17 protein-coding genes are annotated in these 19,050 nt (G+C 48.5%); 11 read left to right on the top strand and 6 right to left on the bottom strand.

Features of this window, described 5'->3' with window-relative positions; translation table 11 throughout:
* Positions 1 to 28 precede the first annotated feature (28 nt).
* Entirely contained in the window at positions 29 to 385 is a 357-nt protein-coding gene (locus E0496_RS19550) for a hypothetical protein (RefSeq protein ID WP_141503565.1), read from the top strand.
* A 266-nt stretch (positions 386 to 651) separates the two neighbouring features.
* On the top strand, positions 652 to 1,038 hold the full coding sequence (locus E0496_RS19555; RefSeq protein WP_141503538.1) for a VOC family protein: 387 nt from the start codon (positions 652 to 654) through the stop codon (positions 1,036 to 1,038).
* Between the two features lie 244 nt (positions 1,039 to 1,282).
* On the opposite strand, the gene E0496_RS19560 is transcribed toward E0496_RS19555, so the two are convergent.
* Positions 1,283 to 2,464, bottom strand: a complete 1,182-nt coding sequence (locus tag E0496_RS19560; RefSeq protein WP_141503539.1) for an NAD(P)/FAD-dependent oxidoreductase — start codon at positions 2,462 to 2,464, stop codon at positions 1,283 to 1,285.
* Between the two features lie 36 nt (positions 2,465 to 2,500).
* Positions 2,501 to 2,941: a DUF1641 domain-containing protein gene (locus E0496_RS19565; protein ID WP_139996654.1), complete on the bottom strand. Its 441-nt coding sequence runs from the start codon at positions 2,939 to 2,941 to the stop codon at positions 2,501 to 2,503.
* 423 nt (positions 2,942 to 3,364) lie between these two features.
* Here E0496_RS19565 and E0496_RS19570 point away from each other — a divergent pair, with 423 nt between their 5' ends.
* Complete coding sequence (locus tag E0496_RS19570; RefSeq protein WP_139996655.1) at positions 3,365 to 3,688, top strand: MGMT family protein; 324 nt, start codon at positions 3,365 to 3,367, stop codon at positions 3,686 to 3,688.
* A gap of 35 nt (positions 3,689 to 3,723) precedes the next feature.
* Here the strand turns inward: E0496_RS19570 and E0496_RS19575 are convergent, their stop codons facing one another.
* Together E0496_RS19575 and E0496_RS19580 are read right to left on the bottom strand one after the other, a co-directional pair.
* Complete coding sequence (locus E0496_RS19575) at positions 3,724 to 4,404, bottom strand: ABC transporter permease (RefSeq protein WP_141503540.1); 681 nt, start codon at positions 4,402 to 4,404, stop codon at positions 3,724 to 3,726.
* A 15-nt stretch (positions 4,405 to 4,419) separates the two neighbouring features.
* Positions 4,420 to 5,097, bottom strand: coding sequence for an ABC transporter ATP-binding protein (locus E0496_RS19580; protein ID WP_141503541.1), 678 nt, complete (start codon positions 5,095 to 5,097; stop codon positions 4,420 to 4,422).
* Between the two features lie 185 nt (positions 5,098 to 5,282).
* Here E0496_RS19580 and E0496_RS19585 point away from each other — a divergent pair, with 185 nt between their 5' ends.
* Together E0496_RS19585 and E0496_RS19590 are read left to right on the top strand one after the other, a co-directional pair.
* Complete coding sequence (locus tag E0496_RS19585; RefSeq protein ID WP_141503542.1) at positions 5,283 to 6,020, top strand: MerR family transcriptional regulator; 738 nt, start codon at positions 5,283 to 5,285, stop codon at positions 6,018 to 6,020.
* A gap of 129 nt (positions 6,021 to 6,149) precedes the next feature.
* Positions 6,150 to 6,608, top strand: a complete 459-nt coding sequence (locus tag E0496_RS19590; RefSeq protein ID WP_141503543.1) for a hypothetical protein — start codon at positions 6,150 to 6,152, stop codon at positions 6,606 to 6,608.
* Positions 6,609 to 7,416: 808 nt separating this feature from the next.
* Here E0496_RS19590 and E0496_RS19595 read toward each other — a convergent pair.
* Together E0496_RS19595 and E0496_RS19600 are read right to left on the bottom strand one after the other, a co-directional pair.
* Positions 7,417 to 9,651: a GDYXXLXY domain-containing protein gene (locus tag E0496_RS19595; RefSeq protein WP_175598088.1), complete on the bottom strand. Its 2,235-nt coding sequence runs from the start codon at positions 9,649 to 9,651 to the stop codon at positions 7,417 to 7,419.
* 318 nt (positions 9,652 to 9,969) lie between these two features.
* Positions 9,970 to 11,586, bottom strand: a complete 1,617-nt coding sequence (locus E0496_RS19600; protein ID WP_141503545.1) for a copper amine oxidase N-terminal domain-containing protein — start codon at positions 11,584 to 11,586, stop codon at positions 9,970 to 9,972.
* Positions 11,587 to 11,818: 232 nt separating this feature from the next.
* Between E0496_RS19600 and E0496_RS19605 the strand changes: the two genes are divergently transcribed.
* The 6 genes from E0496_RS19605 (at position 11,819) to E0496_RS19630 (ending at position 19,015) form a co-directional block, all read left to right on the top strand.
* Positions 11,819 to 13,552 carry a sensor histidine kinase gene (locus E0496_RS19605; RefSeq protein ID WP_206669823.1) on the top strand — a complete coding sequence of 578 codons (1,734 nt, stop codon included), beginning with the start codon at positions 11,819 to 11,821 and terminating at the stop codon, positions 13,550 to 13,552.
* Complete coding sequence (locus E0496_RS19610) at positions 13,533 to 14,579, top strand: response regulator (protein WP_141503546.1); 1,047 nt, start codon at positions 13,533 to 13,535, stop codon at positions 14,577 to 14,579. Before E0496_RS19605 ends, E0496_RS19610 begins: the two co-directional genes overlap by 20 nt.
* A gap of 211 nt (positions 14,580 to 14,790) precedes the next feature.
* Positions 14,791 to 16,182 carry an extracellular solute-binding protein gene (locus E0496_RS19615; RefSeq protein ID WP_141503547.1) on the top strand — a complete coding sequence of 464 codons (1,392 nt, stop codon included), beginning with the start codon at positions 14,791 to 14,793 and terminating at the stop codon, positions 16,180 to 16,182.
* A 60-nt stretch (positions 16,183 to 16,242) separates the two neighbouring features.
* Entirely contained in the window at positions 16,243 to 17,127 is an 885-nt protein-coding gene (locus E0496_RS19620) for a carbohydrate ABC transporter permease (RefSeq protein WP_139996672.1), read from the top strand.
* A 5-nt stretch (positions 17,128 to 17,132) separates the two neighbouring features.
* On the top strand, positions 17,133 to 17,948 hold the full coding sequence (locus tag E0496_RS19625; RefSeq protein WP_139996674.1) for a carbohydrate ABC transporter permease: 816 nt from the start codon (positions 17,133 to 17,135) through the stop codon (positions 17,946 to 17,948).
* A gap of 35 nt (positions 17,949 to 17,983) precedes the next feature.
* Complete coding sequence (locus E0496_RS19630) at positions 17,984 to 19,015, top strand: Gfo/Idh/MocA family protein (protein ID WP_139996675.1); 1,032 nt, start codon at positions 17,984 to 17,986, stop codon at positions 19,013 to 19,015.
* Positions 19,016 to 19,050: the final 35 nt, after the last annotated feature.

The raw sequence follows: 19,050 nt of genomic DNA on the forward strand, positions 1-19,050 counted from the left end.
TCTAACGGATTCTGGTAGGTGACTCATGATGAAGAAAACAAAGCTTCCCGGTGATAATATCAGCTTGAAGACGAAAAAAAACGAGGATCCTTTGGTGATGCAATGGTTGAATTCACAAACCAACCTCATGGATTCTCTGCGTTATTTGGTGGAAAGCGAGATCGCGCAAAATGGTGTGCGCAACCTGCAGGCGTTTGTTCCCATGGAGCGAAACTTGCTTCAAGGCAACTCCGGCTTGCCGCGGACAGAGGGCGATTTTTCTCCGAATACCGCAGCTTTAGCGCAAATGGCAGCCGCTTCCGAAGCGTCGCGAGAGGCAGTTCCTGTGCCTGAACCGGTAGTGGAAGAAGAGATAGATGATGATGATATTGAGGCTTGGAGCTAGAAAATATTACTTAGTAACACTTGGTAACACCTAATTTTGATTAAAATAAGGATTACTGGGGAATATATAATAATACCAATTAATACCGAGTGACACTAAGTGTTACTCGGTATTTTTCTGTTAAATCCCAAAGTTTTATACCCGGGGTTGCGGCTGAGAATGATGTTTTATAAAGAGCAATCCATAAGAAATTCCATTCCTTCTGAGCTGCTATAATGAGAAATAATATACTAATAACTGAATTGTAATAGAAAGGATGATGAAGAATGGCTACACTTAAACCGTTCTTATTTTCGGAGGATTCCCGAGCACAAGCGGAGTTTTATATTGGAGCGCTTGGTGGTGAGATTCAGTCTGTTATGACGTTTGGAGATGGGCCGGAGCCTCATGGGGCAAATAAAGATAAAGTCATGCATATGTGCCTGACTGCTGGTGGAGTAACCTTCTTTATGGCTGACTTGCTTGATCCCCTGACACGCGGGAATGGCTTCAGCTTGAATTTAATATTTGAATCCAGTGCAGAAGGGAAGGACGCGTTCGATAACCTCGCAGCAGGCGGCAATGTGTTGCACCCACTCGAGCCGGTATTCTGGGGCGGTATGTATGGACAATTAGAAGATAAATTCGGCGTTCAATGGATGATCAGCTGCTGAGCATGCAAACCTAATGGATATGTGGAACACCTAAAAAGGCCGCCAGGAATGATCTCTCTGGCGGCCTTTATAATAATATAAGACTTTTTATGTTGGGAACGATGAAGTAGAGTAGTCTTATATTACGTTGAGAGACGGATAACCGCCTCTTGCAGAGGGCGGCGAAGCCGTTTCACCTTGACGTATAGGAAAGTATATGAGTTTGCTCATACTTTCTCTATACGTTTCTTCTTATGCTTACAGACTAGTGAGCAAGCGCGAATAGACCGTGGATGTGCGATAGGTAACGAATGTTGCTTGCTTCCTTCATAAGCGATGCAGGCAAACCTTTCAATTGTGTCGCGTTGCCGCCAATTGTACCTACGCCGTCTTTGCGGCCAAGGCTTCCAAGCGTTCCGGAGAATACCGGCACGAATTTGTCCATTAAGCCGCCTTTAATTTGAACCGCTAGGTTGTAGCCTACCGTTTCGCCCATTTGCCAAGCAAGCTGAGCTGTTGGAGGGTAAGGACGGTCGCCTCCCTCTGGGAATACAACCGCGCAGTCGCCAGCTAGGAATACATCAGCATGCGAAGTCGATTGCAATGTTGGCGTAACGGTCGAACGGCCGCGGTCTTCTGCAAGGCCGCTGCTGCCGACAACAGGGTTGCCTTTTACGCCGCCAGTCCAGATGATTGTGCTGGATTCAATCGTACGTCCGTCTTTGAGGGATACAGAGCTTTTTGTCGCTTCTGTGATCGCTACGCTCGTAATAAAGTTTACGCCGCGTTTCTCAAGGCTTGTTACGGCACGGTCGATCAAGACTTTCGGAAAGATTGGCAGAACGGCTGGGCCGGCTTCTACGCAATATAGCGAAATGTCATTGAAATCAATGCCTTTGCTGCGGCAAACTTCAGGAAGTCTGTCAGCGAATTCGCCAACAAGCTCAACGCCAGTCAAGCCGCCGCCGCCAACAACGATCGTTGCGTCTGCTTTGTTGCCTGATTTTTTGTAAGCGTCAAGACGATCCTCAACATGCTTGCGGATCTTGTTAGCATCGGCAACGGATTTAAGAACAAGGCTGTTCTCTTCCAGTCCCGGGATACCGAAGTAGTTCGTTTCGCTGCCTAGTGCTACGACAAGCGTATCGTACTTTTGAACCTGGCCGCTTGCAAGAACGACTTGTTTATCGTCAGGTTTGATTTCTTTAACCGAATCAACGATGATATTAACGTGCTTGTCACCAAGAAGCTTGCTAAGTGGAAGAGCGACCGCTTGCTCAGCGATAGTGTCTCCTGCAAGTCTGTGTAGCTCGGTAATGATTTGGTGCGTAGGAAAACGGTTAACGATAGTAATGCTCGCTTCTGCTGGTGTCAAATGCTTGCGTGCTGTAAGAGCAGTAAGAAGACCGCCATAGCCGCCACCAAGAATTAAAATTTGCTTCGACATGTTCATCCTCCGTTCGTTCTATACGTATTCGGTGTATTATGCTTTTTCGTTTTTGCGTTCGGACAATACGCTCAAGAAAGCTTGCGCAAAGCGTAGCGTTTTTTGAACTTCCGGATCTTTCAGCATTTTCAACATAGCGAACAGGCCCACTGACGAACCAGCTGCCTCTTGTGAGCGCTCGCCAGCTTCCATAGCTGCAGTAGCGATACCTTTTGCTTTTTCTTGAACCGGTTTGACGAATTCACCGATACCTTGAGCGAAATCGTTGATCAACACTTTGTCTGTAGCAATGCCTTGCGCGAAGTCGTAAGCTTTTGTCATTAGCGTGACCATTTCAGCTAGCTTAGGAAGGTTGTCCACGAGCACAGTCAACGACTGTTGAACCTCCGGCTTCAATAACTGATCAAGTACATCTAACGTTTGCTTTTCTTCAACGAGGCTAGCTGCGACCTCTTGTCCAGCAGATGGTTGTGACATATTAGAATGTCCTCCTTTACGTAAATTTTGAAAGTAAGTTGTAGTCTCAATTGTGCCAGCCGCTAAAGGTAAGGATGCATCCTTAAAAGATTGTTACACTTTTCACATAGTTTTACGAAAAAATGTCTGTGCGCACGTAACAGCCTCATCTCCCAAATACAGGAGATAGATGTGATAGCAGTATGACGTAATCGGATTCAAACCCTTTGCTTCTATTCTACATCGTTTTGGCCAAAAGTTAAAAAGAAATTTATAACTTTTTTAAAAAAATATTGCCTTTGCTTCCAAAGGGCGCTCAGAAGCTGCAAAAAGTCGATTTTTAACGGCAATGACTTCGTTTTTATCGGTATGACTACCTTTTAGTGTAATCTAATACAGCAGTTCATATGCAGTTACTTTTTATAGCGAGGAGCGAGAATACCTATGCAGCCTTTTACAGAGAGAGTCATTCAAGTGATTAAAGCTATTCCAGAGGGCTCTGTGATGACCTATGGGCAAATTGCTGAGCAGGCGGGCAGCCGAAGAGCGGCGCGTCAGGTAGTCCGGATACTACATTCCTTAAGCGGCGCTCATAAGCTTCCCTGGCACCGGGTAGTGAATGCGAAGGGCGAGATTGCCATAAGGGACGTGGAATCACGCGATATACAAATCCTGTATTTAGACGGGGAAGGCGTACAGGTCAGCCGAGAGGGCACCGTTGATTTGGATAAGTACCGTTATTGCCCAGCTGAAGCGGAACAAAGCTAGCCCTTTCTTTAGGGAGAGCTAGCTTTGCATTTAGGCTACAAGTCTCTTCGAAGAGCTTTCAGCACATCGACTTCAGTAGCGCGACGAGCAGGACGCATGCCAGATAGAATAGCAATGCCGATGCTAATGGCTGCTGACACCCCTATTAACGAATACGGGATATCGCTGAATACAAAATTCATCGGTTCGTTACTCTCGTTTTGCTTGCTTAAAATAATCGGAATAAGCCGATTGGCTGCCAAGCTTACGCCGAATGCAACGATCGTGCCAATCAGTGTACCGACGATGCCGATAAAGCTGCTCTCGATTAGAAAGATGCTCCGGATTGAAGAAGGGGAAGCGCCAATAGCCTTCATAATCCCAATGTCCTGTGTCCGCTCGGTAACGGCCATCGTCATCGTATTATAAATGCCAATCGCTGCGATCAAGACGGCAATGGCTCCGACAAACAATAAGCCAAGCTTCACGAAGAGGAAGACGGAGTCCACCTTCGTCATCTCGCCGCTTGTATTTGTTTTTCCGTAGATGGAAACCTCCGTAATCTTGCCGAAAGAAGTAATTTCCTCTGTTATGCTCTTCTGAAAGCCAAAGCCGATGGAGGCTAACACGACAAGAAAGCAGCAGCCCATAGCCGTTGCCAAGATCGTCATGAACAGCCTTGATTTGTTTCTCTTCATATTTTGCTTCACAAAACGATATTTATCTTTCCATTCCATCAGTATTCTTCGCTCCTATCCAACGATTTGCCCGTTATGAATGGTGACCGGACGGTGTGCAATGGAAGCAACCTCGGCGTCATGCGTAATCATAAGAAACGAGGTACCCCAATCCCGATTCAATTGCCGAATGAAGTCCAGTACCGATTGCTCGGTCTCACTGTCAAGGCTGCCCGTTGGTTCATCCGCTAGAATAAGGGCAGGGCGCAGCACCATGGCTCTTGCAATGCCGATCCGCTGCTGCTGCCCGCCGGATAACTCGCTGGGATAATAGTGCTGGTATTCACCCATTCCTACGAGCTCCATCGTTTCTCTTACCCGCGCGGCACGTTCTTTCTCCTCGATCCCTTTCAGGGTTAAGGGCAGCTCAATATTTTGGAAGGCGGTCATGCTCGTGATCAGCTGAAAGCTCTGGAAAATAAAGCCCATATGGGCCAACCGGAACTTCGACCACTGCGCTTCTCTGTAGCTGCTCACTTCGGTGCCGTTGATACGGATACTGCCGCTTGTCGGCTTCATATATCCGGCGGCCAAGTTCAGCAGCGTGGATTTGCCGGAGCCGCTCCGACCAAGGACGGATACGATCTCCCCTGCTTGAACTTCAAGATTTACGCTGTTCAGGAAAGGAACGAGCTTCTCGCTGCCTTTTTTGCCAATATGGAACTGATGGGATATGTTCTGTATGGCGATCAAATGAGTCAACATCCTTTCTTGGCTTGCCATCCATACTAGGGCTGGCTATTGTAAGGAAGACGGGTGCGGATCCAAAAAAGTAGCTGATTTTCATAAAGGTGTGGCAATCATGAATACGATACCTTGCCTATTGACTCTCACGTTGCGTGATACCCTATAGTGATGAATAAGGGAGGCGAACAGCCATGAAAGTAAAGGAAGTCGCGGATTTGGTCGGGATCAGCGTGCGCACGCTGCATCATTACGATGAAATCGGACTGCTTAAGCCGGGGAACATAACGGAAGCGGGCTACAGGCTTTACTCCGGACAGGAGCTTGAGCAGCTTCAGCAAATATTGTTTTTCCGAGAGCTGGGCTTTCCCTTAAAGAAGATAAAAGAAATACTGGACAGTCCTTCTTTTAACCGGGAAGAGGCTCTTCATTTGCAGCGCAAGATGCTGCTCGATAAGCAGCGTCAGGTGGAGCGGATGATCAAAACCATTGACCGGACCATTCAGGACGCGAGAGGAGAAATCAAGATGACAAATGAACAGAAATTTGAAGGCTTCAACTTCGATAGCAATCCCTATGAGCAGGAAGCGCGCGAGCGTTGGGGGGATGAAAGAGTAGATCAGTCCAATGCGAAGGTGCGCAAAATGAGCAAGCAAGAGCAAGAGAATTGGGCAAACGGAATGAACGCCATTTATGAAAGGCTTGCAGCGCTAAGGGTCGAATCGCCGGAATCGGAACCGTCCCAGGCTGCCATTCATGAATGGTTTGTTTATTTGAACCGTATGGGCAGCTATTCCCTTGAAGCCTTCCAAGGACTGGGCCAAATGTATGTTGAAGACGAGCGGTTTACGAAAAACATTGACCAGTTTGGCGAAGGCTTGGCGAAATTCATGCGCAATGCGATGGCCGTTTATGGCGATAAGAACAAGTAAACAGGTAACAGAGCAGTGGTGAAAGGTTACAGATTGTTTACAATTAACTTTTTTTAATAAAGCCTAAATTGAATCCCACCTTCCGAACCTTTATTATGGTATAGACCAATCGGAAGGGAGATCAACCAAATGACAACTGAACTAACACCAAGCAATGTAAGAAACTTTACCGTTTCCACTGAAATCTTTTATAATCCGAGCCTGGATATTTACTCGCAAATGATTTATATCGTGCTTAGCTCGAGCACGGTTGATTCTGCCTCACTCACGATAGACGAGGTAGCGAAGAAAGGCCGCATGACCACCAAAAATGCCATTAAAGCGATGCAAGCATTAGTTGATGAACAGCTAATCCCACATAAATTGTTCCGCAAAATGATCGGAGAATTCCAGGATGACCGCTTGTCATGGGCAGCGAAAGGGCTGCTCACTTATTGCAAGGAGAATAGGGGAATTACGCTGGAGGAGCTGCTTGCTCTCTCTGACCAATCAGGTGAGGACGAGCAAAGCATCCGGAAAGCGATCATGGAGCTGGAGAAAAACGGCTATCTGGAGGAGTTTCCAGAGCTGAGCAAGTTGGCGAACTAATAAATAGAGCAGGGACTTATGCGGCTTGGCGGCTGTATACGTTCATGCTCTTTTTTCATGCAAGAGGATAAGGAGGAGCTGCTAAGTCGAATGCTGCCTTTCACAGGATTGGTCTTCACATGTCATTTGCATGTTGTGGCTGCTCTTCAAGCAGGACCTATTTTAGGATTGCGGTTGGAGCTGGATAGAATTCATAAGTATATCGAGGTGAAAATAAGGATGTATCTGCGAAAGCTGCATTTCTCAAGGGAAATCTGTTGCTCGCTAGCTAAAACTTCATGATTGGGGCTATGTTTATGGAGATTGAAGAACACTGGGATACCAGCCGCAAATTCAAGGACATGGCTGCGTACCATGAATGGCGAAACAACCGCTGATATCCATTCCGCTAAGCTAGATGAGATTTTACACACAAATTTGGACTTGACTAGAGTTGGAGGAGATAGATCTAAAAAGTAGATCTAATATCGCTGTGTGGCCCAGAATGGGCAGAAAAGGGCAGCATTTTGAGAATTTTTTCCAAGCCAGTATGGTCAGGTATTTAAAATTAAAACTATGATGTCGCTCAGCCGCTCACCCTGCTCACCCGCTTGCCCCGCACATCCCGCCCACACCAGCATATATAAGTTAAACTAAGCATTGCATGAGCGGATCAATCATTATCATTAGAGTCGTAAATGCAGCCGCATTCGTTGGCATTTTCACTTTACATATTTAGAAGCCAGAATAAGGCTGCAAGGGCGAACGCCACGTTTTCTCAAATCAATGTACTCAGGTCACTCCCACTCCGATTTCATACATCTAACCGTTAATCCTTGCTCAGTTTCTCCAACAGGGCGTCGCCTTTTTTGCCAACCTTTACATAGGCGTAGTGGGCGTTTCGCTCAGTTTCGAGTCCTGTACCCTCCGGCACAAAAAACGTTTCGATCCCGTAATAGAGGCTTCGCCAGCCGCTGGTAGAAGCGTTGATAATGACCTCGTTGGCCGAAATCGTTTCTCCGCTTTGATAAAAACGTTCAAACGTATATACACCGTCGGCGCCTTCCTGCAAAACAACCTTGATTCGGCTTAGTCCCCGTCTGTTTTCCAGCTCCTGTTGAGCAGTTTCCGGAGGTGTGGAAATGCTGTAATTCAGCCTTACATAATCGCCTTGCAGCAGTGACCGGGGATCCAGCGGCTCAATGGCGAGCTTGATGGATTTGCCGGTGGACAACAGCACCTCGCTGGTAGCAGCGTGATAACCAACGTAACCCAACTGCAGTACGATAACGATGGCGATCAGAACGGGGCTCTTGCTCAGCAGGCGGCTGAATTCATCTGTTTTTGCGGGTACGCTGGCACGGGTCCGGTAAGCGAAAACATAGGTGACCGCAATAATGAGAATGCCAAGCAGGGCGAGCGTAATGGATTTGTGCAGCAGCGTCCAGAAGATGTCGTAATATTTGAACACGATAAAGATGAACCAGAATGCAAGGCTCGCGGTTGCTTCCAGCGCCTGGCTGCGGCGGACAAATAGGAAGGCCAGAGCAGTGACGGCAACGAAATTCAAGATATTAAAAACTTCATAAGAATAGGGGGAAATGTCGTCCAAAAAGGTCAGCCAAAATAGGAAGAGCAGCGTATACAGCAGGCCACATTCCCGCAGATTTTGCCGTGGAGACCCTTCACCCAGCAGGTGATGGCAGGCATAAATCAAGGCGTTCAGCGCCGCCATAATCAAGATAATAAAAGAGTAGGCATCCTGAACGGACTCAAACAATTGGATCAACAGGATCGCGATATTGATATTGAATAACGAGTAGATGAAGAGATGCTGGCCTCGCCCGTCAAGGCGTATCCAGCCGGCTCCCGTCACGACCAGAAAGAGCAAGGTTAGCATTGGCTGCTCAATCCAGGCTATGGCAATCATGCCAGCCGCGTAGCCGATCGTAAGGATGGTGTATCGAACAACGGCATTCAGATGGCTCAAGAACAAGACGGGAATAATGAATAGCAGCGAGATGGCAAACAGCACATATTCCGTGTCCTGGCCGTCTGAGGCTAGAAATACAAGGCCAACAAGCGAGATGCTGCCGATTAATATGCCAACGATGGTGACGACGGTGGAGACGATTTTGCCGATAAGTGCACTTTTATGTTTATTTTCCTCTTGGTCAGAAGCTTGCTTCTCATGGTCTTCTGCGGGCTGATCCAGCTTGTTCAAATAACGGAAGAAAAACACGTTTGCAGTGAGCAGTACCGCCACAAAGAGTAATCCATAGAAAAAGAAGGCTGTGGAGGCATGCTCGGATAACAGCTCTAAAAACTTGAATACGGCAAAGGCGGATGCAGCCAACGCGTTAAGCGTAAGCATGGCCTTATTCAGACGCACGCGGCTGAAATAATAGAAGCCGAAGGCAATAGCAGCTGCGGATGCGATGTTCATCCAAGGGCCGTACCGCTCATAAAGCAACGAGTTGCTTAAGATGAGCAAGGCTGTATGGAAAGCGATGAAGCTGACCGCTTTGAGCGGTGCGGAAGCCAGCAGCTTTGTTTCGGTCAGAAGGAACAGAATTAGATTGATCAAGGCGAACAAGCAGCCGATCAGGTAAAGCTCCGCTTCACTATGATAGACATGCAGGGAAGATGGGAAAAAGTACTGCCATAACGTCAAATGGACGAGCGTATAGGCGAGAAGATAAAACGGACTGAAACGCGTTATAAAAGCAAACAACAGCGCCGGAACTGACCATACGAGAAAGAGCTCATAGGTGTCCGCATGCGAATTATAGATTTGATTAAGCAGAGCGACGGCAGCCCCAAACGAGATACAGCCGCCAACTAGAAAGATGGCTGACAGGAAAGAATGGTGGCCCAGCATGATCTTCATTTTGGAGAAAATAAAGGCCGCTCCGTAGAACAGAACCATAATGCCTGCGGAGGCTAAGATTTTATCGGCACGGCCAAGGCCGCCCCAGTTAGCTGCAAAGAAATAGATGATGGCAGCAAGCAGCAGAGACACGCCCATGAGAAAACCGACACGGGTAACATTTAAACGAAGCATAGCACTCACTTGCCTTTCTTATTGGTATGTCTTGTATTATAATGACCCATTCGCAACCCAACTAGTACTCACTTTTTATAGTACCTGCCGAGGAGGCACTCTTATATTTTACCCCGACACTAGATGGATTAAGCGGCCTCTCAAATACGACTAGTCCAGCAAATAGGCCATAATCGATTTCCCCTTAGCCTCTCACCATACCAAAAAATCCTGCACCGGCGCTTTCAAGCTCCGGAGCAGGATTTTATGAAGATTAGTTTAACGCCTCACGCATAACGCATCAATGATCACTCATCACGCCTCAGGCATAACACTGAATTACATAGCTTTCGTTAACGTAGCAGATTGGTTGGACCCATTCCAATTAACATTCCAGCCTAGCCATTCTGCGATAAAGCGAAGAGGGACCTGTGTACGTCCGTCTTTGATATGAACGACAGCATCAAGGGTTACGTTAGCGCCGTTGACTTGAATGACATTTTTGCCTAGCCAGAATACGACTTTATCATTGCCTAATTTAAGCTCAACCGTTTTGTTCGATGGAACGTATTTCACATCGGCGCCAAGCGTATTCGTCAATGTACGAAGCGAGACGAAGGTTGTGCCGTTCTTAACATAAGGAGCGACATCCATCATGGCATTTTTGCCATTAATTTGTGCGGTTTTGTTGCCAAGTTGGAACCAGATGGTCGTTACGTTGTTTGGATTCTCAGGCTGTGTTACCGGTGGTTTGACTTGGAAAAGCTCCGGTTTTTGGGTAACAATTGCGCCGCCAAGAGCTTTGCCTACGCCGAACATAAAGCTGTAGCCCTTGCGGAAGCTGTCAAATAGACCTGTTTTGTTTGTAGTTTGATAAATATCAAATGCTTCGAGTACAAGCTTCTCATGAGCAGCTACAGCTGCCGTAGCGCCTTCCGTCGGCAGGTTCTGTCCTGTAGCGGAACCAAGAAACTTGCCAAATTCCGTTGAGAACGTATCAAGCTTCGCTCTAGCCTTAGTAATAGCTGCCATATCGCCAGAGAGTGCCGCTTTGACGATCACGTCTTGCGCGAAGATATGGTCACCTGTCCATACTTGCTTGAACGCTGCGCCGCCTTCAGCGCCATAAATAGAGGAAATAGCTGCGGTGAAGTCGTTTGTGTTGCCTTCCTGTGCTTCCAACAGCGCGCTGTAAGCTGGCGACTTTTCGAAGCCCTTCTGCATGCTGAGAACAGCGAGCGCGTAATGCTCTGCAGCTAGGTGGTTCAGCGCGGAACGCAGGTCACCTGCTGGCGTATCCGATCGCGTATTGTCGAATTTCGATGGATACTGCGTTGTAATGGCTCCAGCGAGTGCATCGCTGACACCGAACATGAACCCTAAGCCTTCACGGAATTCGCTGTATGCCGCTTTATAGTTGCCTGCTGCATAGGAGTCGAATACTTCGAGCACCTGCTTCTCGTGGGTACGAACAACGTCTTGAGCTGCAGCAGCGGGCAGATTGCCTTCCGTCGCGGAACCAAGGAAGCTGCCGAATTCTTTGGCAAAGGCTTCAAGCTCGTTACGGGCTGCGGTTTGCCCCATCATATCCTTGCCCTTCACGGCAGTTACATATTTGTCGGTATAGCCGTTATGGGCTGCGAAGATGCGGTCAAATTCCTTGGCGCCTGCCTCGCCGTAAATCGAAGCGATCGCGGGCACCATGTCTTTCGCATTTTGATTCAGTGCGGTTTGGGCTGCTGCTGCATCGGAAGTGCCGTCGTAAGCTTTGGTCATCGAGACTACAGCAAGTGTAAAGTGCTCCGATAGCAAGTAGTCCAGCCCTGCTCGAAGCTCTACTGCGGGTGTTTCTGCACTTGGTTTCATTGATTCTGCACGAACGCTTTGCGTCCCAGCGAGTGCGGGAAGCAGCAGAGATAAGCTAAGTACGGGGGCAAGCCATTTTTTCATTTTCATGGTACATTCACTCTCCTCGTGTGTGGTTGTTTTGCTTTCTTACTAAGGCTCACGATGGGAATGGATTTTTGGATCACTCTTTTTCGAAAATTATTTTGGCTTTGTTTTTTTGTAAGGAAGCCGAGGAGATTATGCTATAATACGGCATTATTACACAGACAGCTTGGCATACTTACACAAAGCGGGGTGAACGGGAATGGAATGGCTTATTCGAAGCTTGGTCAATCCGATCATGAACCGAAAATTTTTCACGAAAATATTTGTTTCGATTTCCATCGTCTCGTTTGTTGGCGTATTTAGCCTAGTTTATATTTATCAGCATAATTTCGAGAAGATTCTGACCGAAAACGAGATGGAACGCGTGCAGCGCTCCATTAACCAAGCAGGTCTCAATCTCGATAACCAGCTGAACAGAGTCGTTCAGAATGTTTATTACTTCTTTTATTATTCTGATAACGGCTCAGAGCTGATCGAGGCAACTGACCGAAGCCGGATAGAGAAGGCGCTTGAAGCGTATCGGACCCAATACTCCAGCGAGCTGGAATCGGTATTTTTTATGATCAAGGAAAGCAATGAGGGTGGAGCCGAGACGCTGATCTACGATCAGAATCTGGACCGCGTGCCGGATATCGACTATCGGAGCCAAGCGTGGTATCGGTATTTCTTAAACAAGGAAACCGATTTGTGGTCCAAGCCGACCAAGGAGCATCTCTTTTATCAGGACCGATCCTACAGCACGATCTATTTGACCTTGGGGAAATATGACGTTGAAGGCAGGGATGGCATTCTTGTCGTGCGGCTCAATGGCAAGCTGTTCAGCGATGCGTTCCGCCTGCTTGCCGCGTCGGATCTGCTTATTGAGCTGAAGGATGCGGGGGGACATATCGTCTATTCATCCTTTCCAACGGATATCAGCGCTAATCGCTCCGTCTATTTGAAAATGGATTCGAAGCTCAGCTACAGCGGCTTTGAAGTGCAGGCTTATATTAACCAGCAGGCCATTTCCGACAAGGTCAGAAAGATTCAAAACGTGCAGCCGCTCGTTATCGCTCTTATTTTGCTGTTCACGCTCCTCATTTCGTTCGTGCTGTCGCTTACGCTCGTTCAGCCGATCAAAAAGCTGCTTCAGCTTATGAAGAAGGTGGAGATCGGCGACCTGGATGTGCGGTTTACAAGCAAGTATACCGATGAAATCGGGCTGCTGGGGAGAAACTTCAATAAGATGCTTGCGAACCTCTCCGGCATGATCGATAAAGTGTACGTGGTCGAAATGGAGAAGATACATGCGGAAATGAAGCAAAAGGACGCCACGCTGCTGGCGATGCAAAATCAAATCAATCCTCATTTTTTATATAACACGCTTGAGGTCATTAATTGTCAGGCTATTCTGAATGATGTGCCTGCGATCAGCCGGATGAGCAAGGCGATGGCCGACTTCTTCCGGTACACGATCGATAATCCGAAGGCCGAGGTAGAGCTGCGAGTCGAAATCGATCACGTACGAACGTATTTGGAAATCCAGCAGGAGCGATATCCGGATATCGAGATTGATCTGGATGAGCTGGAGCCTTATAATTCATACCCCATCATCAAGCTTACGCTGCAACCGATCGTGGAAAATGCCTTTCATTACGCGTTTATCGGCGAGCGTGATTACTATTTGAAAATTTATGCCGGCGATATTGGCGAGGAGGCCTACGCCCTCTATATCGAGGACAACGGGCAGGGGATGGATGAATTGGCGATGGCAGCGATGAACGAGCTTTTTGCGCTGGAATTTAGCGATTTACCGGAAAATGACGACACCCGCAAACGGGGCATTGGCCTGCTGAACGTGCATCACCGCATTCGGCTGCGCTATGGCGCACCATTTGGCCTGTCGCTTGAGGAGTCGATGACGGGCGGGGTAACAGTTCGAGTATGGCTTCCTAAGGAGGGGAAAGACAGTGAGGATTCTAGTCGTTGATGATGAGGTTGTCATTCGAAAAGGGATTATAAAGCTGCTGGAGCAATTCAGTAAGAGCATCACGGACATTGAAGAAGCTAAGAACGGTGAGGAAGCGCTGCTGAAAATCGAAGCACGCAAGCCGGATATTGTCATCACGGACATTCAGATGCCCGTCATGAACGGTTTGCAGCTCATTGAAAGCATAAGGGTCCGAGATCCGGAGATGGACGTGATTATTTTGAGCGGCTACGCGGAATTCGAGTACGTCCAGCAGGCGCTGCGGCATCAGGTCGCCGATTATTTGCTAAAGCCGATCACGCAGGAGCGATTAAACGAGGTTATGTCTAAGGTGCTGCTTAAAGACCCTGCTAGATGGACCTCTCAAATGGATGTGGATAGCATTCGCGTTATGAAGGATACGGTCGCATCCCTCGTGAAAAACGTATTGGCCGAGAATCGGAACGAAATGGAGCGGATTGTAGACGATTGGAGCGCCTATTGCCGGACATACGGGTTTTCTTGGCTGGAGCTTAAGCAGATTATGGGGCATTTCCAGCTTTCCTTCCGTTCGGAGCTACTGCTTAATCTCAAGCAGGAGGCTGGTGAGACGTCGCCTTCCCTCAATCAGGCGGCGACGACCGCTGACGAGTTGTTTGCGGTTTGGAAGAGTTACCTGGCAAGCGAAATTGCAAGAGTTTCCGAGAGAAGAGCGCCCCGTAATAAACGGATAGTCGAGGATGTGCTGGCCAAAATCGAAAAAGGCTACGGCGATGCCGGCTTGAATCTGCAGGGGCTTGCCGAGGGCTGCGGAGTCAGCGCTCCGTATCTCAGTAAAATCTTTCGGGAAGTGATGAAGAAGCCGATCACGCAGCATATTAGCGAATACCGGCTGGAGCAGGCGCGCTCGCGATTAAAAAACGAAGCATCTGCAAAGATTAATATCGTGGCCGAACAATGCGGCTTTAATGATTATCCCTATTTTTCGAAAATATTTAAAAAGTACTTTGGCATATCGCCGTTAGAATATAAGGAAAAAAATAGTTGATTGATGTAACAAACCTTCACGCGAAGGTTTGTTTTTTTCATTTTTCGACTAGTTTAGTTTCGTGAAGACAAGGATGGACGCTACAATACATTGTTGTAAACGTTTTATTTGGATATTATTTGTGGTATTAACAACGCGTTCGTAAGATGAGTGACAGATATATGTTACTTAACCTTACGCAAAACATTCAGGATAAGGGGAGTGTCTGGCAATGGCGAAAAAAGGGTCTCTGCTCATCGTCGTAATGCTGCTGGTGGCAATCATTTCAGCATGCGGGGGAAATAACGGCGGCAAGAACGAGGGGAATAAAGGAACTGATCCGGTGCAAGGAACATCGGGCGGCGCTACGGATACGCTTGAGGCGTGGGGTAAGACAATCAAAGAGAAGTACGACGGCGAAGAAATCAAGCTGGCATTCGCCAGCCATCCGTCAACGGAATCGTTCCAGAAGCTGACCGGGGATTTTGAGAAGCTGACGGGCATCAAAGTGAAATGGGAAGTCATGGAGGAAACCTACCTCAAGAACAAGCAACTGCTGGATTACACAGGCAAAACCGGCACTTATGACGTATTGATGGTCGATGGCTTCTGGATGAGCGAATACGGCGCCAAAAAGGTCGTAGAGCCGCTTGATTCCTATATCGTGAATAAAGATCTCACGCCAGCTTGGTTCGATTATGAAGATATCGTGCCTGCGTACCGGAACGGGATCAGCAAATACGATGGCAAGGCTTACGGTATCCCTACGGCGGGCGAAACAAGGTTCATTGCCTACCGCAAGGATCTCTTCGAGAAATACGGCAAACAGCCGCCAGCTACGATGGCTGAGTTTCTGGAATTGGCCAAGTTCTTTAACGGCAAGGAAGATGGGTTGTACGGCGTAACGATGAGGGCACAACGAGGCATTCATGCCGCTTCTGGCCTTATGACCGTGATGTACAACTTCGGCGGGGGCTTTATTGATCAGAAGACAGGCGCCGTAACGATGACCGATCCGAAAACAGTCGAAGCGATGCAGTTTTATGTGGATTTGCTGAAGAATGCTCCGAAAGACGTTGCTTCCTATACGCATGAAGAAGCGCTCTCTGCCTTTACGACGGGCAAAGCAGCGATGTGGCTGGATGCCACGGCACTAGCGACAAGAATTTTGGACCCTGCCGGTTCGCAAGTCTATGACAAGGTTGGTTTTGTGCCGACGCCGGAAGGGCCGGAAGGCAAAGCAAGCGCGCTCGCGGGCTGGAACATGTCCCTGTCCTCCCTCTCCAAGAACAAAGAAGCGGCTTGGGCCTTCATCGTCTATATGAACAGCAAGGAGAACGCCAAAGCTTACGTAGAAGGCGGAGGAGTGCCGGTTCGCACATCCATCTATCAGGATGAGGAGCTTGTTGCCGCTGATCCTTCGTATCCAGTACAGCTAGCAGCGCTAAGCGATGCGAACGTACTTGTGGAAAAAGGAATTTCATGGATTCCGCCGCATGAGAAGCTTGGCCAAATTTTGGACCGGGTCGGCTACTATGTCAGCGCAGCGATGTTTGGCGAAATGACGGTAGAGGAAGCCGCGAAGAAATCACAAACCGAGCTTGAGGATATTGTTGGCAAGTAAGGGATACCAACGGGGCTGCGCCAGCAGCCTCGATAAGCTTAAGCAGAGAAGGTGACAACTATGATTCGCTCTTACTTTCAGAAAAAACCGCATCTTGTATATATTATGCCGGCCATGATTATTCTCGGGGCGCTTACCTTTATACCGACTTTGTTTCTGTATGTGCTAAGCGTCTCCGACTATGAGCTGGGTTACTCTTCCTTCAACTTTGTCGGCTTGGACAATTTTATCCGCTTGTTCTCCGGCCGCGATCCCGAGTTCTGGTATTCGGTCATGATCAGCCTTGGCTTCATGGTTATCGTTACCGTGGTTGAACTGCTGCTGGGCTTCTGGCTGGCCGTGCTGCTGGACCGAGAATTCAAGCTGAAGTTTCTCGTCTTTGCTTGCATGATCGTACCGATTGCCATGACTCCGAGCATTACGGGCCAGGTGTGGAAGCTGATGATGAACGCTGAATATGGCGTGCTTAACTATTTCCTCCAATTCATAGGGGCAAAGGTAATCTGGCTGTCCGGCGAAAATGCTTTTTGGTCGACAGTACTCGTGGACGTATGGCAAAACACCCCTTTCGTGGCGTTGATCATTTACGCGGGTATCCGCTCGCTGCCTTCCGACCCGTATGAAGCGGCGGCGATCGACGGTGCGAATCGGCTGCAAATTTTTAGAAACATAACGATGCCGCTGCTATGGCCCATGATTTTGCTGGCGGTTATTTTCCGGGCAATAGATTCGTTGAAAACCTTTGATATCCCGTATTCCCTCACGCAGGGCGGACCGGGCAGCGCCACCGAATTTTTGAGCTTGCATGTATACCGCCTGGGCTTTGCCCAAACCGGTTGGGTAGGAAGATCGGCAGCAGTCTCCGTCGTCCTGCTCATTCTGACCACGGTGATCAGCATGATCCTCATTAGGGCTTACCGGAAAGGGGTTGAGAACAAGGGATGAATCCGATGGGTACGAAAAAATTGGGTATTGGAACGGCCATTGTTCTGCTGATCGTATGCGTGTCCTGCGTGTTTCCCTTGTTCTGGATGCTCATCATCAGCTTGAAGACAAAAACGCAAACCTATGATCCTAGCATTTGGTTTTTCTCGCCAACCTTTGAAAATTACAAAAATGTATTCGCCAACCGGCATGCGCTTGATTATTTGAGAAACAGCTCGATCGTCGTTGTGTTGACTACATTATTTTCGATATTTATTGGCGGCATGGCCGCTTATGGCTTTGCCAGGTTCGAGTTCAAGAAAAAGGAAAACAAGGCGTTTTGGGTGCTTAGCCTTAGAATGCTGCCGCCGATGGCATCGGTCATTCCGATCTTTGTCATGGCCAGCCTGCTTGGCGTGCTCGATACGCATCTGGTGCTCATCATTTGTTATATGCTCTTCAACATCCCGTTTACGATTTGGATGATGCGCAGCTTCTTCGAGGAGATTCCGCTGGCGCTGGAGGAAGCGGCTTTCGTGGATGGCGCCTCGCGGTTTCAAGTATTTATGAAGGTGATTCTGCCGCTGGCAACGCCTGGGCTCATCGCTACCGCTATTTTTTGCATCATTAATTCTTGGAATGAATTCGTATTTGCGTTATTCCTGACGAGCGCGGACGCAAGCACACTGCCTACGACAGTAACGCTGTTCCTTTCCGTAAGCGGCGTCGTATGGGGCGAGATGTCGGCGATCGGCATCGTGACGATTATGCCCGTGCTGCTGTTTGCCATGATTGTTCAGAAATATATGATCCGCGGACTCACCTTTGGCGGCGTGAAGTAACGGCAAGCTAACTTGACTGAAAGGCGATGAGAGGTATGGAGAAAATTAAAATGGGGATTGTAGGAGCGGGCACATGGGGGGAGACCCATGCATTCATTTACAACGATCATCCGTGCGCGGAGGTTGCGGCTGTATGCGACATGAATGTGGAGCGGGCTAAAGCGCTGGCGGCAAAGTTTAATATTCCGGAAAGCGGCATTTTTACCGATCATAACGAGATGCTGCGCAGCGGCGATGTGGATGCGGTCGCTATCGTGACGCCGGATTTTGCCCACACGAGAATCGCGGTGGACTGCGCGAACGCAGGCAAGCATTTCATTATCGAGAAGCCGCTGACGACCAGCCGCGAGGAAGCGCTGGAAATCGTCGAGGCCGTGGAGCGCAACAACGTGCGGATGATGGTGGATTTGCACAGCCGCTGGAGCCCTCTTGTCGCCTTGCCGAAGCAGAGTATCGTGGACGGGGAGATCGGAGAGCCGTACAGCGCATATTACCGGCTAAATGACATCAAATGGGTGGCGACCGATCTGCTGCCGTGGGCTGCCAAGTCGTCGATCCTTTGGTTTCTTGGTTATCATAGCGTGGATGTGCTGCGCTGGCTGTTCGATGACGAGGTGGAGCGTGTTTACTCCGTATCCCGCGAAGGTGTGCTGAAGAGCGAGGGAGTCGATACCGTCGACGTGTATCAGACGATTCTGGAATTTCGCGGCGGCGGCATCGCTACGATGGAGAACGGTTGGATCACGCCGAACTCCAATCCGAACGTGAACGATATGAAGCTTAATATTACGGGTACGAAAGGGATGTTCAATATTGATCCCACGCACAGCCAGATGATGGAGCGATTCACGGAAACGAAGGCAGACCGCCCGGATCTGCTGGTCCGCCACTTCATCCACGGCAAGCCCAAGGGCTTCGCATACGAGAGCATCCGTCATTTCGTAGATCAGCTGATTACGGGCGAGCCGTTCCAGGTGACAATCGAGGATGCGTACAACACGACGATGGTTATTCTAGCGATTATGGAATCCGCCAAAACCAGAACGCCGGTGAAAGTCGTTTATTAATCGCTCGCAGCAAAAAAAGGCTTTTCCTTCTGATC

The sequence above is a fragment of the Paenibacillus luteus genome, assembly GCF_006542765.1.
Classification (GTDB): domain Bacteria; phylum Bacillota; class Bacilli; order Paenibacillales; family Paenibacillaceae; genus Pristimantibacillus; species Pristimantibacillus luteus.

Bases quoted from the DNA above. Each gene is read 5' to 3' on its own strand.
- E0496_RS19570 (WP_139996655.1), top strand. From the start codon at position 3,365: ATGCAGCCTTTTACAGAGAGAGTCATTCAAGTGATTAAAGCTATTCCA.
- E0496_RS19595 (WP_175598088.1), bottom strand. From the start codon at position 9,651: ATGCTTCGTTTAAATGTTACCCGTGTCGGTTTTCTCATGGGCGTGTCT.
- E0496_RS19550 (WP_141503565.1), top strand. From the start codon at position 29: ATGAAGAAAACAAAGCTTCCCGGTGATAATATCAGCTTGAAGACGAAA.
- E0496_RS19600 (WP_141503545.1), bottom strand. From the start codon at position 11,586: ATGAAAATGAAAAAATGGCTTGCCCCCGTACTTAGCTTATCTCTGCTG.
- E0496_RS19615 (WP_141503547.1), top strand. From the start codon at position 14,791: ATGGCGAAAAAAGGGTCTCTGCTCATCGTCGTAATGCTGCTGGTGGCA.
- E0496_RS19605 (WP_206669823.1), top strand. From the start codon at position 11,819: ATGAACCGAAAATTTTTCACGAAAATATTTGTTTCGATTTCCATCGTC.
- E0496_RS19590 (WP_141503543.1), top strand. From the start codon at position 6,150: ATGACAACTGAACTAACACCAAGCAATGTAAGAAACTTTACCGTTTCC.
- E0496_RS19625 (WP_139996674.1), top strand. From the start codon at position 17,133: ATGGGTACGAAAAAATTGGGTATTGGAACGGCCATTGTTCTGCTGATC.
- E0496_RS19565 (WP_139996654.1), bottom strand. From the start codon at position 2,941: ATGTCACAACCATCTGCTGGACAAGAGGTCGCAGCTAGCCTCGTTGAA.
- E0496_RS19585 (WP_141503542.1), top strand. From the start codon at position 5,283: ATGAAAGTAAAGGAAGTCGCGGATTTGGTCGGGATCAGCGTGCGCACG.
- E0496_RS19560 (WP_141503539.1), bottom strand. From the start codon at position 2,464: ATGTCGAAGCAAATTTTAATTCTTGGTGGCGGCTATGGCGGTCTTCTT.
- E0496_RS19620 (WP_139996672.1), top strand. From the start codon at position 16,243: ATGATTCGCTCTTACTTTCAGAAAAAACCGCATCTTGTATATATTATG.
- E0496_RS19555 (WP_141503538.1), top strand. From the start codon at position 652: ATGGCTACACTTAAACCGTTCTTATTTTCGGAGGATTCCCGAGCACAA.
- E0496_RS19630 (WP_139996675.1), top strand. From the start codon at position 17,984: ATGGAGAAAATTAAAATGGGGATTGTAGGAGCGGGCACATGGGGGGAG.
- E0496_RS19575 (WP_141503540.1), bottom strand. From the start codon at position 4,404: ATGGAATGGAAAGATAAATATCGTTTTGTGAAGCAAAATATGAAGAGA.